The sequence below is a fragment of the Embleya sp. NPDC059237 genome, from assembly GCF_042754105.1.
Lineage (GTDB): Bacteria > Actinomycetota > Actinomycetes > Streptomycetales > Streptomycetaceae > Embleya.
In genome coordinates this window covers 106,239-121,766 of sequence record NZ_JBHZAE010000024.1, presented here as the reverse complement: position 1 = coordinate 121,766, position 15,528 = coordinate 106,239, and the positions used below count along the sequence as shown (strand labels likewise).

Genomic DNA, 15,528 nt, shown 5'->3' with positions numbered 1-15,528 from the left:
TGTTGGATTTCTGATCGGCGAGTGAGCAGGATGGAACTACGAAAGGCCGCGACACCACGAGGAAAGGAACACAAACCATGTCCGAGTACGAGAAGGCCATGCGTCCCGAGGACATCACCCGCCTGTTCGTGGAACGGTCCAACGCGGGCGATGCCGCCGGGGTCGCCGAGCTCTACGCGGAGGACGCCGTACTGGCCTACCCGCCGGGCAGCACGACCGTGGGCCGGGAGGCCATCCGCGAGCTGTGGGCCAAGGTGCTGGCCGACCGTCCCCACTTCGAGCCCGAGGAACCGCTGCCGACGCTGATCAACGGCGACATCGCGCTCACCTCGACCCCGCCGAAGGACGGCTCCGGTGCCCGGGCCCAGGTGGTCCGGCGCCGGCCCGACGGAAGCTGGCTGCGGGTGATCGACCAGCCCGAATTCGCCCCGCCCACCCGCTGAACCCCCGACGGCCGCCCCGACCCGGGCGGCCGTCGGCATGCGCGGCTCAGCCGACGCCGGGTCGGCCGACGCCGGGTCGGTCGGCCGGTGGCGCAGCTCCGGGACCGGGTGTATGTCCTGCCTCACCCGACGGCGGGTGAGCCGACCCTGCACGGCGAACTCGTCGCGCCTCCGGACGAGCCGGCGTGTCGGGGGCTCGACCTGTTCGCCGCCGAGCCGGGGTCGGCGTCCGAGCGGGCGTTGCGCGAGCTGGGCGGCTTCGCGGCGCACGAGGCCGGGAGTCTGCCGGCCCGGCCGTGACACCCGTCGAACCCGGTTTCCCATCGGGTCCCACCCGCACCGATGAGTTTTGCGGGCGGTCGTCGTCTACCTCCATGACATCGACACCGCATCGACCGCAGCACTCTGGAGCACATCATGAGGAAGATCACCGCCGGCCTGTTCATCTCGCTCGACGGGGTCGTGGAGGCGCCCGACCAGTGGCACTTCCCCTACTTCGACGACGAGATGGGCGCGGCCGTCGGCGCGCTGCTCGAAACGTCCGACACCCTCCTGCTGGGTCGCAAGACGTACGACAGCTTCGCCGGCGCCTGGCCCGAGCGGGAGACGGCCGGTGGCGACGACGCCGCCTTCGGGAAGGCGATCGGCGACGCGCGCAAGATCGTGGTGTCGCGCAGCGAGCTGACCTTCACCTGGCGCAACTCCGAGCAGTTGCGCGGTGATGTCGTGAGCGCCGTCACCGCGCTCAAGGACGAGCCGGGCGCGGACATCTCGATCAGCGGCTCGGTCTCGATCGTGCGCCTGTTGCTGGACGCCGGGCTGCTGGACGAGCTGAACCTGTTCGTGCATCCGATCGCGGTGCGCACCGGCATGCGGTTGTTCACCGAGGGCGAGGGGGCGATCCCGATGCGGCTGATCTCGTCGAAGGCGTTCGGGTCCGGCGTGCTCCACCTGGTGTATGGCCCGGCCGCGGCGGCCGGCGACGCCTCGTACGACGACGCCAAGGTGCACCTGTCCCAGGCCGGTCGGTAGACCGGTCGCGGGTGTCCCCGGCATGCACAGCATCGTGTTCGGCCGTCGCTCGTTCAACGGGGTATGAGCAACCACGCCTCGCCGCCCGACGGTTCCCGCCCCGCCACGGACCCGCAGATCTCCCCCGAACAACGCGCGGCCCTGGAGCGGATCACCGCGGCCGGCGGTCGGGCCGGCGCCTGGCTGTGCGGTCTGGGCCGGCCGGGCGGCCCCGCCTGGGCCCTCGCCGGCGCCATCGAACACACGCTCGCCGAGTTGCGTCCGTACGGGCCGACCGAGGTGGACCCCCGCCCCGGTCTGGCCCGGCCCGGCGTCGACCGGGACCTGCTGCCGTACCTGGACCCGTACGCCAGTCCGGCCGGACCGGTGATCGGCGCGGTGCCCCTGACCCCCGCCGAGACGGTCGCGGTGCTCACCACGACCGGCTGCGCCCGCATCGCACCGCTGACCATGTCCCGCCCGGACTGGGCCGACCAACTCCACGCCCTGGCCGACACGATCGACAACGCCCTCCAACATGCCACGTGGATCGAGCCGAACGCCGACGCGCACCCCGACCCGACGACGTAGCCGTCACACGCCGACTCAGTCATCCGCGTCGCCCACCTGCGCCGCCCGCCTCGTCACCACAAATAGCCCCACCGCCCCGAGCCGCTCGCCCCGAGCGACCCGGGGCCTCACACCTCGAACGTGCCGAAGTCGGAGGCGTTTCCCGCCACCGCCGGCCCCAGATCCGCCGGCGCGTGGGCCAACAGCACGGCAACGGCCTCCCGAGCGGAGCCCACTTCGTCGAACACGTCCCCGGTGCCCCGCTCACGAATCCGAAACCGCCCGTGCTGCAGCGGCTCGACGAACGGCACGCGCACCACGTAGGGGAAGTGAGTGCAGCTGCTGAAATGCAGGTTGTAGTGGCTGGTGAACGGAAACAACTGCCGCAACGCCGGTTCCGCGCCCGCCGCTTCGAGCAGTTCGACGGTGCGCGGATACGACCCGTCAGGCCGGTCGATCTCGTGTCGCAACCGCCTCGACGCCCACGACCTCGACACCCTCTGCCACTGCGCCTCGACCACCTCCGCGGACTCACGCGCACGCACTGCGGCCGGATCGGAGGGATTCGAGTTCATCGCGACAGTCTGACGCCGCCCCACCTCCCTGTGAAGCCCCGCACACCCCCACACAACGCCCAATCCACGCTGGGCACCCGAATCGGGCCCTCGCCCGGCCGGGATGTGCGCCCATGTCCACCGCGATGCCGGTCGGTCGGGCCGATGTGGGTGCGGGCTGGTCGGGGGGCATCCGGGTCAGCATTCTTGGGAGGCGCGGGAATTACAGAGCGAGGGGCGGGCCGTGGGCGGTCGATCCGTGGGTTTGGCTAACTTGGCGGTCCGGGTGGGGGATTCGGATGTGTCCCCCGTTGCGTCCGGGCGTTTGTGGTGTGCGGGGATCGCGGCGGGCGCGGCGTCGTTGGGGGTGGTCGTGGCGGATGTGTACGCGTATTTCGTCTATCGGGACTGGCGGGCCGGCCTGGCGTCGCGCGTGCACACATCGGTCGAGCCGGAGGCGCTGTCGACCGGTGCGCGGATGGTGCCGCGCGGGAACGGCGCCACCGACGCGGCCGCCTCGGCGGTCTTCGTCACGAGCGTGACAATGATCGCCCTGGTCGTGTGGTGGACCGCGCTGGTCTGCCGGAACCGCTCGGCCTGGTACGGCCCTTCGCGCGGCTTCGGCGTCCTGTGCCGCTCGGGGCACCGGCGGACGGGCAACGCCGGACGCGCCGGGATCGGCCCTGCCCCGGTGCTGGTGTCGGCCGTGGGGATACTCGTGTTCACCACGCTCACCCGCCTGTTGGGCCTGGTCGGCAAGGACTGGAGCGGGCCACTCGACGGGCAGATCCGGTCGGAGATGGGTTTCCTGCACTCGCGAATGATGCTCGCCCTCGCCCACGCGGCGGGCGCGCTGCTGATGGCGGTCGTGGTGACGGCGACGACGCGACGACACCTCCGCCTGCCGAGCCGCCGACCGGATCCCGAGCCCGGCCCTGTTTCCGACCCCATCCCGCACCCTGTTTCCAACCCCGACCCATCGGCGCCTCGGGGCGAGTGACGCGTGCCCGGCCGATCCCGCCTACCGGTCGGCCGCGGGGGCCTGCCGGCGGATCATGTCCAGGAGCGCGGTGTGGGTTTCCCGGTCGGCCGCGGCGATCAGGCCGGCCGCCCCGGTGTACGGCGGTCGGCCGTACAGGTCCGTCACCACGCAGCCGGCGGCCTCACACAACGCGATGCCGGCGGTGAAGTGCACGCTGTCGCGCAGGTCGCCGTCGGTGACATAGGCGGCCCGGCGGCCGGCGGCCACCCACGCGACGGCCAGAGTGGTGGACACCACGCGCGGCCGGAAACCCGCGACGAAGTCCGGGTCGGCGAGGAGCCGGACCGCGCGGAACGACGGCGCGTTGGGAAACGGCGGATCCAGGTTCACATCCACCAGCCGCGATCCCGACGACGGCACCAAGTCCCGGTCCTCGCCGCCGAGTCGGCGGTACGCCCCGGAACCGTCGGTCCAGAACACCTCGTCGGCGAACGGATCCGCCACGGCCGCCGCGACGGTCTCGGCGCCCACCCGCAGGGCCACGTTCACCGCGACCAACATGTTGCCCACGGCGTAGTTCAACGTGCCGCACAACGGATCGACCAGCCACCGGCGTTCCGCGCCGGCCGTACCGGTGGGGCCGCTCTCCTCGCCGGTGACCGCGTCGTCGGGCCGCGCGTCGCGGAGGGCGTCCAGGATGGCCTGCTCCGCGTCCAGATCGGCGGCCGTGGCGAAGTCTCCGGCGCCCTTGTCGAACCGCTCCGGCGACGTCCCGTACATCCCGCGCACCACGGCCGAACCCGCCCGCGCCGCCCGTACGGCCAGCCCCGCATCCGTCTCCATCTTCAAGATCGCCATATGGGGAGCCTACGCGCCGCTCTCGACGAGCCCGCGCGCGGCGAACACGTCGAGCGCCCGACCCCGACAAGGGGGGTCCCTGGCCCTCCGAGGTCGAGGGCGCTAGGCTCCTGCCGATGACTACTCACTCCGTAAACGGATTGGGGGTCCCCACCGCGCAAGGTGAGTGCTGATGCTCACCGCGATCGCGAATCGGGATTCCCGCCTCACCCTCTGGCTGCGCGTGCGCGAGTTCGCCGTGCCGCCCTCCATGATCGAGACCGCGACCACGCGCCGGCTGGCCGGTGACTGGCAGGCCGCCTGCACCGCCGCAGGTGTCGACGTCGACATCGATCTCCGCTTCGAAGCCCGCACGCGTGGCGGGGAGTTCGCCGCCAGGATCCGGGACGACCTGCGTGGTCTGGCACCGGATCTGCTGCGCTGGCACATGCCGAGGATCGCTCCCGACGGGCTGCTGCGCCCGGGTCTGACCGTCTCCCTGGCGCGGTACGACGTCGGGGAGCAGGGCGGCACGCGCCCGGTGCACCTGGTGGCCCGCACCCCACCCGCGTGGGCGGACGCCGGTCAGCGCATCGCCCTCGCCCTGTGGGACGGATCGCACCGCGACGCCACCGGCTTCCGTCACCATCCGCACCGCCATCCCCATCGACGGTTCCGCCTGGACCTGCACCGACATCTCTGGGACGCCCGCCGCAGCGACGAGCTGTGGATCCGTTCCGGGGCCGATCGGCCGCCCTGCGACGGGAGTTCGGGCCCGGATCCGGCTTGGCCGGGACCGGTCCCGGCCGAGTGCGCCGTCGACCGATGGGCCGCCGAGGCCGCGATCCTGCTCCGGGCCGCGGGGCGACCCACCGGCACCGGCGCGGTCGCGGTGCGCTGCGAGGGCCGTCGCCGGCTGGTCCTGCACGTGGTCGCGGACGACGACGGTCCCGGGCCGTCGACGGTACGGCTCGCAGCCGTCGAACCGCGACCCGCCGGCGGCGACATCACCGGGCTGCCGGTCCTGCCCGACGCGGCCACCTGGATACCGCCCGACCTGGAACTGCTGCGCGCCGGCCTGATCGAGCCCGATCGGCTGCACCCGCTGGTCGCCGCGGCATTGGTACGGGGTCATGTCCCGGGCGCGGCACCCGTCCTCGCGGACCACGCCTCGGGACGACCCGACATCGTGGAATGCCGGGGCTCGCGCCATCGGATCGGCCTGGTCGACGGCGTACTGGCGCCGCTCGACCACGATCCGGCCGAAATCCGTCGCGAGGAACTGCTGCACGCGCTGACCGGCACCCCGCTGCCCTGCCTCCAGGCCATCGACGCGGCACACCGCCGCCCGGACTGCATCGCGGGCGTCCGCGAACGTCTGGACCACGGCGACATCGCCGGCGCGCTCGCCGTCGTCGAGAGCCTGCTCGGCCCCGACGCACTGCCGCGCGGCGGCCTTCTCCGCGACGAACTGGAAGACGCCGCCGAACGGTTGATCACCCACGGGTTGTTCCGAGCCGGCCTGGGCGGACCGGCGCCCGACCGCATCCCGCTCCCGAACCGTCCACGTCCCCCACACACCCGCCGCGCCCATCCGCGGAACATGAACCCGCACTGACGCGAACCCGTCGACCGCCCCGGGCACTTCGAGCCGACGCACGCACGTGTGCGCCGTCGGGCGCGCCGCCGCACGCACTTCGCGGCGCGCTGCGGGTGCACTTCAGTGTGTGTACCTTCGCGCGCCCGACGCCCCCCACCGAACCCAAAAGGTGATCAACCATGCGTACACCCGCCCCACTCACCACCACCGCACCTCGCAACACGCCCCAACTCGACGTGGCCGCCGAGTTGTTGGCCCTCCTGCGGGACACCGCCACCGAGCCCCGTCCCGACACCCAACTGGAGGCCCTGACCCTGGCCGTGGCCGCCGACCTGCCCGTACTGCTGTGGGGTGAACCCGGGATCGGCAAGACCGCCGCGCTCACCCGACTCGCCGACACCCTGGATCTGCCGCTCACCACCGTGATCGCCAGCGTGCACGAACCCTCGGACTTCTCCGGCCTGCCCATCGTCGGCGACGATCCGGCGACCAACGGTGTTCCGATGGCCCCGCCGGAGTGGGCCGTTCGCCTCGTACGCGCCGGACGCGGACTGCTGTTCCTGGACGAGTTGTCCACCGCGCCGCCGGCCGTACAGGCCGCCCTGCTCCGACTCGTCCTCGAACGCCGGGTCGGCGCCCTGCAACTGCCGCCCGGCATCCGGATCGTGGCCGCCGCCAACCCACGCGGGTCGGCCGCCGACGGTTGGGAGCTGAGCCCGCCGATGGCGAACCGCTTCGTACACCTCCAATGGGTACACGACCACGACGTCGTGGTGCGCGGCCTCGGCGGCACCTGGCCGCATGCCACCCTGCCCGTCCTGGATCCGACCCGACTCGCCGAGGCCGTGGCCTTCGCCCGCCGGGCGGTCTGCGGCCTGCTCGCCACCCGCCCCAAGCTCGTCCACCTCCTTCCCACCACGGAAACCCGTCGCGGCGGCGCCTGGCCGTCGCCGCGCAGCTGGGACATGACGGTGTCGCTGATCGCCTTCGCCACCGCGGCCGGATCCTCCCGCGACGTGTTGTCCCTGCTGGTCAGGGGCACCGTCGGGGACGGCCCGGGACTCGAACTGCTGGCCGCCCTGGACCGGATGGACCTCCCGGACCCCGAGGACCTGCTCGCCGACCCTTCCCGCGCGATCCTGCCCGAGCGCGGGGACCTGCGTCAGGCCGTACTCGACGGCGTGGTCGAGGCGGTCCGCAACCGCCCGGACAAGCCCCGCTGGGACGCGGCCTGGGCGATCCTGGTCCGCGCGCTCGACACCGGCGCCCCGGACCTGGTGGTCGTCCCCGCCACCGCCCTCGCCTCGCTGCGCGACCAGGACTGGGAGGTGCCGGCATCGATCGAACGGCTGGCCGGAGCGGTGTCGCTGTCCCGGCGCGCGGACCGGGCGGCGGCCCGGTCCGCGGTGACCGCACGGGCCGGCCGATGATCACCGACGCGTCGGGAGCGCTCGACCTGGACAAGCTCTACGCCGCCCGCCTGTACGCCGCCCGCGCCCGCCCGTACCTGGCCACCGCCCTGTACGCGCTGCACGTGGTCGAGTCGCGGACGGTGTCGACGATGGCCGTCGACCGACACTGGCGGTGCTACGTCTCGCCGGTGTTCGTGGCCCGAACACCCGAGGAGGAACTGGCCTCCGTATGGGTGCACGAGGTGTCGCATCTGCTTCGCGACCACCACGGGCGCAGCGACCGGGTGGCGCACGAGCGCGGGTTGACCGGCCGCGGTGACCGGCTGCGGATGAACCTCGCCGCCGACTGCGAGATCAACGACGACGCGTTCGACGACGGACTGCCCCGGCCCGAAGGCGCCGTGCTGCCGGGCTTGTTCGGGCTGTCCGAGGGCGAGTTGATGGAGACCTACCTGCGCGAGATCGTGATGGGACTGGTCACGCAGGACCTGGCATGGCTGGACTGCGGCAGCGGCGCCGACGGGTTGGATCGGGAGTGGGATCTGGGGCCGGACGGCGCGCACGGCCTGAGCGAGCACGAACGGGACGCGGTCCGGTTCCGGGTGGCGCAGGGCATCAGGGGCCGGCCCGGGCATGCCTCGAAGTCGTGGCGGCGGTGGGCCGAAGAGGTATTCCATCCGCCGCAGCCGTGGCGGCAGTTGTTGGGCGCGGCGGTGCGCTCGGCGGTGGCCGGTGCCGGCGGTGCGGACGACTACACATACGGTCGGCCGGCCCGCCGTTCGGCCGGCGTGCCCGGCGTCGTGTTGCCGAGCCTGCGCCGCAAGCCGCCTCGGGTGGCCGTGGTGGTCGATACGTCCGCGTCGGTGAGCGACGCCGAACTGGGCAGCGCCCTCCTCGAAGTGGCCGCCATCTCCCGCGCCGTGGGCGGCCGGCGCGATCTGGTCACTGTGGTCTCGTGCGACGCGGCGGCCCGGATCGTACAACCGCTGTGCGACGGCGAGGGCATCACGCTGCTCGGCGGCGGCGGTACCGACCTGCGCTCGGGCTTCGCCAAGGCCCTGCGCCGCAGCCCTCGCCCCGACGTCGTCGTGGTGTTGACGGACGGTCAGACCCCCTGGCCCAGTGCCCGCCCGTCCTGCCGCACGGTGGTGGGCCTGTTCCCCCGCATCCGCGACTATTCCGCATACGAGGACAACCCCGAGTACACTCCGGACCTGCCACCCGACTGGGCCCGCGTGGTAAGGATCGGCCCAACTCCCTGAGCGCCCACGGGAGTCCACCGGCGATCGGGTGTCGGCGGCATGGTGTCGACATCGCCGTCCCCGGCGTCGCGGTGTCGGACCGGGGTGGAAACATGGGGGTTCCCGCAGTCGTGTCGACGACCCGGGAATGGTCGGCCTGCCGAGGAGGTCATCATCAGCGACGCCACCGGCCTGTGCATCGCGCCCCGCCCCGACGGCGGGTGCCGTGCACCGGCCCTCCCCGACGCCCCGGTTCCGCTGTGCGCCGAACATGTGGCCGCCACCTGCGAGTTCGCCCATGACGGCCTACCGGGCGACGACGAGGAGGAGACCCCCTCCGGCCGGCGCCCGCGCCGACAACCCACCGAGGTCACCATGCTCGGCGAGGGGCTCGTCTACTTCGTCCGCACCGATCGACGGATCAAGATCGGCTTCACCACCGACCTGCGCCGGCGACTGGCCCAGTCCGCCCCGGGCGAGGTCCTGCACACCGAACCCGGTTCGATCGCCGACGAACGCCGCCTGCACGCGGCGTTCCAAGACCTCCGCCTCCGCGGCGAATGGTTCCGCGCCGACCCTCGCCTGCTCGACCACATCGCCACCCTCAAGGCGAAGGCAACCGCGTAGATCGTGGCCGCAGGCGACCGCGTGGATCAAAACAAAGGCAATCGCGTGGATCAGGCGTCCTGTTCGCCCAGTATCGCCGCCAGTACGTGGCGGGCGTTGGTGGTCATCGCCCGGTTGGTTTCGCGGTAGTACGGGAGGGCGATCACGGCCTGGGACAGCGTGCGGGCCCGACCCCGGGTCCAGGTCGCGTCGTCGACGTCGAGGGCGTCGCGGAAGGTCCGCCTCGCGCCGGCGGGCAGCAGGTTCCAGGCCGGGACCAGGTCGCAGGCCGGGTCGCCCACCCCCAGGCAGCCGAAGTCGATCACCGCCGTCAACCGCCCGGCGCCGTCCACCAGCAGGTTGCCCGGCATGAGGTCGGCGTGCAGCCACACCGGCTCGTTCCGCCCCGCGTCGGCCCGCAGTCCGTCCTCCCATACCGCGATCGCGGCATCGCAGTCGACGCCCTCCGCCGGGATCGCGCGCAGTTCCTCGATCGCCGACCGGGTCGAGGCGTCGAGCGCGGCGAGCGGTCCGCCCCGGTAGGCCGCCGGCGCTCCCGGCAACGCGAGCTCGCGCATCGCCGCCACGAACCCGGCCAGGTCCTCGGCCAGCCGCGCGGGTGCCCGCAGTGCCCCCGGCTCCGGGTTCTCCCCCGCCAGCCACCGGTACACCGACCACGGCCAGGGATACCCGTCGGCCGGCTCCCCCGCGCCGAGCACCTCCGGCACGGCCGTCGGCAGCAGCCCGGCGAGGCGCGGCAACCACTCCCGCTCCAACGTGACGTCCGCGGCCCCGCCGCGCACCAGCGGCAACCGCACGACCATGTCCTCGCCCAGTCGGTACATCGCGTTCACCGTGCCGCCCGACGGAAACCGCTCCACCGGCAGTCCCGCCCATCGGGGGAACCGCCCGGCGATCAACCGCCGCACGAGGTCGCCGTCGACGGGGTGCATATCGGAGTGCATCTGGCCTGTGTTCATCACCGACCATCCGACCGCCACCCACGACACCCGTCAACCGTTTTCCCGCCCGCCGCCCCGCACCCGCGGCGCACCTCCACCCCGGACGGCCCGCTCACTCACCCCAGCGCGAGGCCGCCGCCCCCGCCTCCATCCCGGTGCGGCCCGTCCCGTCCTCGCCCCGTTCGCGGAGCAATTCGCCGGGGAGGCTGTAGCGGGGGGCGTTCTGCGGATTCCGGCGGGCGTGGCGGACGATTTCCCCGGTCAGGGTCTCGGCCATCCGCAGCCGGGGGTGTTCGGCGTGGATCACCCGGGCCTGGGCGTCGTCGACACATTCGGTGTCCACGCCGAAATCGATGGCGATGCCCCTGCGGGTCAGGTACGCCAGCGTGCCGCGGCGCTCGGCGATCCCGGCCGAGGTGTGCAGCGCGATGGCCTCCCAGACCCGGTCGACGTCGGCGGCGGCCACGCCGCCTCCGGTCAGGAACTCCGCGGCCATGTCGGCCCCTTCGACCTCGAATCGTTGCCGGCCCTCGGCGTCGGGCGAGGTCCCGAGGTCGTGCAGCGCGCAGGCCGAGAACAGCAGGTCGGGGTCGAAGTCCGCGCCGGGCCGCAGCCCGTCGTACGCGGCCTGCAAAACGGCGAACCGGTAGCTGCGGAAACTGTGCTCCGCGGTCGGCCGCGACGTGCGAGCCCGCACGTACTCGATCGTCCGGTGGGCCAGGGGCGTGGTGGGAACGGCGGCGACTGTGTCCATGCCCCGACCGTAGTCGGCGGATCGGCGCCCGAGGCAGTGGCACGATTGCCATTGATCGATAGCATCGTGCCATGCCCGCCGTAGTCCGTACCGGCGCCGACGCCCCGGTGCCACGCCCGCCCCACCACGTCGTCGTCCTGGCCCAACCGGGATTCCTGGCCCTGGACTTCGGCATCCCGATCCAGGCGTTCGGCGACTGGGAGGGAAGCCCGTACCGGGTCACCGTCTGCACCGAGCACCCCGGCCCCGTCCCGCTCCACGGCGGCCCGTCGCTGCTCGTCGACCGCGGTCTGGACGCCCTCGCCGACGCCGACACGATCGTCGTGCCCGGCCTGGTCCCGCCCGACCCCCCGTCGCCGCGACTGCGCACCGCCCTCGCCGAGGCCGCCGCCCGAGGCGCCCGCATGGTGTCGATCTGCACCGGCGCGTTCGTCCTGGCCGGCGCGGGACTGCTGGACGGCCGTCGCGCCACCACCCACTGGCAACGCGCCGCCGAACTGGCCCACCGATACCCGTCGGTGCGCATCGAACCGCAGGTGCTCTACGTCGACGAGGGCAACGTGCTGACCTCGGCGGGCGTGGCCGCCGGCATCGACCTATGCCTGCACATCATCCGCGCCGACCTCGGCGCCACGATCGCCAATCAACGGGCCCGCGCCCTCGTCGCCGCCCCACATCGCGCGGGCGGCCAGGCGCAGTACATCGCCCACCCCACCCCGCCCGAACGCGGCGGCGGGCTCGACGAGTTGCGCGCCTGGGCACTGCGGCACCTGGACGAACCGCTGACCGTCGACGTGCTGGCCAGACGGGCCCGGCTGTCCCGGCGCACCCTCATCCGCCGCTTCCACGAGGAGACCGGACTGCCGCCCATGCAGTGGTTGTCCGACGCCCGCGTCGACCGGGCCCGCGAACTCCTCGAGGACTCCGACCTGTCCATGGCCGCCGTGGCCCGCCGATCCGGCCTCGGCACCCCCGCCAACCTGCGCACCCTCTTCAAACGCCGCCTCGGCGTACCCCCCAGCGCCTACCGCGCCACCTTCGACAGGGCCTAGCACCGCCGGCCCGGCGGCAGCGTGGGGGTGCGTTCGATCGCGACCACGGCGGCGTCGTCCGCGAGCCGGCCGCCGACGTACGCCGGCAGGTCGTGCCGGAGGTGGTCGAGCAGGCCCTCGGGGCCGAGGTCGCTCCACCCCGCGACACGTTCGGTCAGGGGATAGAACGTACCGTCGGGCGCCCGCGCCTCGATCACTCCGTCGGTGTACAACACCAGGATGTCCCGGGCATGGAGCGTGAAGGTGTCGACCACGTAGTCGGCGGCGTCGATGCCCTGGCACAGGCCCAGCGGGGGTGCGGGCCGCCGCGCGTCGAGGGTATGCACCCGGCCGTCGCGCAGGAGCAGCGGGGGCGGGTGTCCGAAGGTGGTCAGCGCGCCCACGCCGTCGTGCTCGCGCAGATCCGCGACGATGCCGGTGATGAAACGCTCGTCCGCGTCCGTGTCGGTCGGGGACAACTCGGCCAGGTAGCGGCAGATGCTCTCCTCCAGCGCGGCGGCCAGCTCGGGCAGCGCGGCGAACCGGTGGGCGCCCTCACGGAACGCGCCGAGCAGTTGCGCGGCGTCGCCGATGGCGGCAAGGCCCTTGCCGCGGACGTCGCCGATGATCAGGCGGATCCCGACGTCGGTGCGGGCGAGCGCGTACAGGTCACCGCCGATCTGCGCCTCGTCGTCGGCGGCCAGATAGAACGACGCGATCCGCAACGAGCCGACTCGACGCGGCAGCGGCCGAAGCAGGACCCGCTGTGCGGCCTCGGCGACCGAACGGAGCCGGACCACCTCGCGTCGGCGCTGTTCGCGGCGCAGACACAGGTACCACACCAGTACGGAGATCATGGCGACGGCGATGACCTGCATGAGGTGGTTTCGGGTGCCCAGGCCCCCGCGCAGCGCGGCGATGAGCATTTGGGCGCCGACGGCGACGGCCCCGATCCCGGCGGTCAGCCGCGGCCCGGCGAACGAGGCGGCCAGCGCGGGCGCCACGACCAGGAGCGGGCCGAGGTGCACGTCGGGTGAGGAGATCAGGTCCACGACCGTGATCACCACGATCAGTACGACGGTGAGTACCGGCAGTGCATGGGCCGTTTGCCATGGATGCCGGAACTCCGCGAGACGCCGTCGGAGTACCACGTGTCCGGGTGTGCCCCTCCCGCGACAGCCTCGCGCGACCGAACCCCGCCGCGCCGGGGTCGGCGGCACATCGCGTGACGATCGATCACCGTCGGGCAGACAGGGTCGCCGGACGGTCGGATTACGGCATTCGTGGCATGCCGTGCTCCGGTACGGCGCGTTTGCCTTCGAGTCGGTCGTCCCCCGTGTTGGACTCGGCGGCGTGGCGAGGCGGTGGGCGCGCGGACATACGCGCGCACGGCGTCGGTCGCGATCGGCATCGGCGGCAGTCGTGGACAGGAGCGGTGATGGCACGCGGCACGCACATCGAGGATCAGGAGCACGGCCGGCGCTGTCCGCTGGGCGCGGCGTCGGCGCACGCGTGCGGCGGCCCGACCGACGAGCGCGGCGTGCCGATGCTGGGCCGCTCGCCGGCCGTCGGCGACGAGGACGGTCCGCCCGGGTGCGGGGTACATCTGGGCGAGGCGCTGGTGATGCGCGATCCTGACCTGTGGATCGGCGTACTCTTCGACGCGCCCACCGACCGGGCCGCCGACTTCGACGGTGACGCCGGGGCGGTCGCGGAGTTCGCCGAACATCTCGCCCTCGACGTGGCCGACCAGCGGGTCGACGAACTCGACGACCACGACGGCTTCGTCGCCCGCCCGGTGACCGCGGACGAACTCGCCAGGGCGGTCGAGTACGCCCTCGGCGCCATCGGTGTCGCGTAGTCGTCGCTCCGTAGTCGCGCAGTATTCGCGTCGGCGTCGCTCCGTAGTGGCGCGGTAGTCGCGCAGTCACCGAAACCCGCACGGTAACCGACCCGCCACACCCCGTCGGAGCAACGAGCGGACGCGACCCCGCCCCACCGCCCCGGACCCGCGCAACCCCCACCCACCGCCGTCACCGGCCCCTCCCGGGCCCTTTCGTGTCGACTGGCGATGCTCCGGACCAACCGCGAAGCTGGAAATCGGACCGGCACTCGCCATTCGGGTGCCGTCCGGTGCGACCGCCGAGCGGCGCACCAGTCACCGCCCGGTTCCGGTCGCGCAAGACCACCGCGGCATTCCAGACCCGGCCGGCCGTCTCCCGTTCGGCCCGGATCCGAAACAGCCCACCCGTCCGTGCGCCGGTTCGTTGCCGGGCGCGCCCGGATGGCCGAAGGACTTCCGATGGCAGGTTCCCGCTTCATACTCCGGCAGCCCGAATCCCCCGCCCGGCCCGCAACCCGGTCCGCCTCCGGGGAAGCACCCTCCGCCGTCGTGACGCCGACCCCGACGATCGGCGTCGAGGAGGAATTCCTGCTCGTCGACGCCCGCACCGGCGCGCCCGCCCCACGCGCCGAACTCGTCCTGGCCAAGGTCGCCGACGCGGACACCACACGTCTGGAAGCCACCCGCTACCAGGTGGAGTCGGCCAGTCCCGTCGCACACACCGCAGACGAACTACGCGCCCACCTCGTGCGATCGCGGCGCGACTGCACGGAGGCGGCGGCCGTGTTCGACTGTCGCCTCGTCGCCGGCGCCACCCCCGTCATCGCACCTGCTCCCGGACCGCTGCTCATCGACGCCCCGAGGCGGCACGACCAGTCGGCCCGATACGGCGACCTGACCGACACGTTCGTCAACTGCGGCTGCCACATCCACGTCGGCACCCTCGACCCGGAGACCGCCGTACAGGTGACCTGCCGGCTCCGCCCCTGGCTGCCCACCCTGATCGCGCTCGGCGCCAACTCGCCGTTCCGCGACGAACACGACACCGGGCACGCCAGTTGGCGCAGCATTGTCAACACCATGTGGCCCTGCTCCGGCATTCCGCCCCGACTGACCTCGGTAAGCGCCTATGAGCACGCCGTCGCCGGCCTGATCGCCACCGGTGCCATCAAGGACCGCAAGATGATCTATTGGGACGCACGCCCGTCGGCGTCCTGGCCGACGGTGGAGGTCCGGGCGCCGGACGTGGCGACCACGGTCGACGAGGCCGTGCTGCTCGCCGTCCTGGTGCGCGCGTCGGTCGCCGACGCGCTGACCGCGATCCGCGCGGGCGAACCCGCTCCGGACATCCCGGCGGAGGTGCTGGTCGCGGCCCGCTGGCGCGCGGCCCGCGACGGCCTCGAAGGCATGGCCGTACATCCGGAGAGCGGGGAACTCGTCCCGGCGAACACGATGGTCGACGCGCTGATCGAGCGGGTACGCGACCACCTGGACGCGGCGGGCGACCTCCCCCACGTCGCCCGAACCCTCGCCGGCCTGCGCCGCGACGGTTGCGGGGCACGGCGCCAACGCCTGGTCTTCGAACGCCGGCACCGATACACCGACGTGGTCCGCTACCTCGCGGACGCCACCGAGCAACAGGGCGAGTAGCCCCCGAGGCCCCCGTCGGCGGCCCGCGCACA

The 15,528-nt window shown here is 72.9% G+C and carries 17 protein-coding genes; 12 read left to right on the top strand and 5 right to left on the bottom strand.

Annotated elements, in window-relative coordinates:
* The first annotated feature begins 77 nt into the window (after positions 1 to 77).
* The 4 genes from ACFXKZ_RS46265 (at position 78) to ACFXKZ_RS46250 (ending at position 2,045) form a co-directional block, all read left to right on the top strand.
* Positions 78 to 443 (top strand): YybH family protein, encoded by a 366-nt coding sequence (locus ACFXKZ_RS46265; RefSeq protein WP_380012282.1) that lies wholly within the window; start codon positions 78 to 80, stop codon positions 441 to 443.
* An 87-nt stretch (positions 444 to 530) separates the two neighbouring features.
* Entirely contained in the window at positions 531 to 743 is a 213-nt protein-coding gene (locus ACFXKZ_RS46260; protein ID WP_380012279.1) for a hypothetical protein, read from the top strand.
* 117 nt (positions 744 to 860) lie between these two features.
* Positions 861 to 1,475 (top strand): dihydrofolate reductase family protein, encoded by a 615-nt coding sequence (locus ACFXKZ_RS46255; protein ID WP_380012276.1) that lies wholly within the window; start codon positions 861 to 863, stop codon positions 1,473 to 1,475.
* Between the two features lie 63 nt (positions 1,476 to 1,538).
* A complete protein-coding gene (locus ACFXKZ_RS46250; protein WP_380012273.1) occupies positions 1,539 to 2,045 on the top strand; it encodes a hypothetical protein in 507 nt (168 codons plus the stop codon).
* A gap of 107 nt (positions 2,046 to 2,152) precedes the next feature.
* On the opposite strand, the gene ACFXKZ_RS46245 is transcribed toward ACFXKZ_RS46250, so the two are convergent.
* Positions 2,153 to 2,599, bottom strand: coding sequence for a DUF6193 family natural product biosynthesis protein (locus ACFXKZ_RS46245; protein ID WP_380012270.1), 447 nt, complete (start codon positions 2,597 to 2,599; stop codon positions 2,153 to 2,155).
* Between the two features lie 280 nt (positions 2,600 to 2,879).
* Here ACFXKZ_RS46245 and ACFXKZ_RS46240 point away from each other — a divergent pair, with 280 nt between their 5' ends.
* Positions 2,880 to 3,578, top strand: coding sequence for a hypothetical protein (locus ACFXKZ_RS46240; protein ID WP_380012267.1), 699 nt, complete (start codon positions 2,880 to 2,882; stop codon positions 3,576 to 3,578).
* A 21-nt stretch (positions 3,579 to 3,599) separates the two neighbouring features.
* On the opposite strand, the gene ACFXKZ_RS46235 is transcribed toward ACFXKZ_RS46240, so the two are convergent.
* On the bottom strand, positions 3,600 to 4,418 hold the full coding sequence (locus ACFXKZ_RS46235) for an inositol monophosphatase family protein (RefSeq protein ID WP_380012264.1): 819 nt from the start codon (positions 4,416 to 4,418) through the stop codon (positions 3,600 to 3,602).
* 172 nt (positions 4,419 to 4,590) lie between these two features.
* Here ACFXKZ_RS46235 and ACFXKZ_RS46230 point away from each other — a divergent pair, with 172 nt between their 5' ends.
* The 4 genes from ACFXKZ_RS46230 to ACFXKZ_RS46215 all read left to right on the top strand — a co-directional run bounded on the left by ACFXKZ_RS46230 (position 4,591) and on the right by ACFXKZ_RS46215 (position 9,277).
* Entirely contained in the window at positions 4,591 to 6,015 is a 1,425-nt protein-coding gene (locus ACFXKZ_RS46230; protein WP_380012261.1) for a hypothetical protein, read from the top strand.
* 161 nt (positions 6,016 to 6,176) lie between these two features.
* Positions 6,177 to 7,427, top strand: a complete 1,251-nt coding sequence (locus ACFXKZ_RS46225) for an AAA family ATPase (protein WP_380012258.1) — start codon at positions 6,177 to 6,179, stop codon at positions 7,425 to 7,427.
* Positions 7,424 to 8,671, top strand: a complete 1,248-nt coding sequence (locus ACFXKZ_RS46220; protein ID WP_380012255.1) for a VWA-like domain-containing protein — start codon at positions 7,424 to 7,426, stop codon at positions 8,669 to 8,671. Before ACFXKZ_RS46225 ends, ACFXKZ_RS46220 begins: the two co-directional genes overlap by 4 nt.
* 252 nt (positions 8,672 to 8,923) lie before the next feature.
* On the top strand, positions 8,924 to 9,277 hold the full coding sequence (locus tag ACFXKZ_RS46215) for a GIY-YIG nuclease family protein (RefSeq protein WP_380012252.1): 354 nt from the start codon (positions 8,924 to 8,926) through the stop codon (positions 9,275 to 9,277).
* A gap of 50 nt (positions 9,278 to 9,327) precedes the next feature.
* Here the strand turns inward: ACFXKZ_RS46215 and ACFXKZ_RS46210 are convergent, their stop codons facing one another.
* Both ACFXKZ_RS46210 and ACFXKZ_RS46205 read right to left on the bottom strand, forming a co-directional pair.
* Positions 9,328 to 10,236, bottom strand: a complete 909-nt coding sequence (locus ACFXKZ_RS46210) for an aminoglycoside phosphotransferase family protein (protein WP_380012249.1) — start codon at positions 10,234 to 10,236, stop codon at positions 9,328 to 9,330.
* A gap of 94 nt (positions 10,237 to 10,330) precedes the next feature.
* Complete coding sequence (locus ACFXKZ_RS46205; RefSeq protein ID WP_380012246.1) at positions 10,331 to 10,972, bottom strand: HD domain-containing protein; 642 nt, start codon at positions 10,970 to 10,972, stop codon at positions 10,331 to 10,333.
* Positions 10,973 to 11,043: 71 nt separating this feature from the next.
* Here ACFXKZ_RS46205 and ACFXKZ_RS46200 point away from each other — a divergent pair, with 71 nt between their 5' ends.
* Entirely contained in the window at positions 11,044 to 12,024 is a 981-nt protein-coding gene (locus ACFXKZ_RS46200; protein WP_380012243.1) for a GlxA family transcriptional regulator, read from the top strand.
* On the opposite strand, the gene ACFXKZ_RS46195 is transcribed toward ACFXKZ_RS46200, so the two are convergent.
* Positions 12,021 to 13,154, bottom strand: a complete 1,134-nt coding sequence (locus ACFXKZ_RS46195) for a PP2C family protein-serine/threonine phosphatase (protein ID WP_380012240.1) — start codon at positions 13,152 to 13,154, stop codon at positions 12,021 to 12,023. The genes ACFXKZ_RS46200 and ACFXKZ_RS46195 overlap by 4 nt on opposite strands.
* 287 nt (positions 13,155 to 13,441) lie before the next feature.
* Between ACFXKZ_RS46195 and ACFXKZ_RS46190 the strand changes: the two genes are divergently transcribed.
* Together ACFXKZ_RS46190 and ACFXKZ_RS46185 are read left to right on the top strand one after the other, a co-directional pair.
* A complete protein-coding gene (locus ACFXKZ_RS46190) occupies positions 13,442 to 13,864 on the top strand; it encodes a hypothetical protein (protein WP_380012237.1) in 423 nt (140 codons plus the stop codon).
* Positions 13,865 to 14,395: 531 nt separating this feature from the next.
* Positions 14,396 to 15,496, top strand: coding sequence for a glutamate--cysteine ligase (locus ACFXKZ_RS46185; protein WP_380012234.1), 1,101 nt, complete (start codon positions 14,396 to 14,398; stop codon positions 15,494 to 15,496).
* Positions 15,497 to 15,528 lie beyond the last annotated feature (32 nt).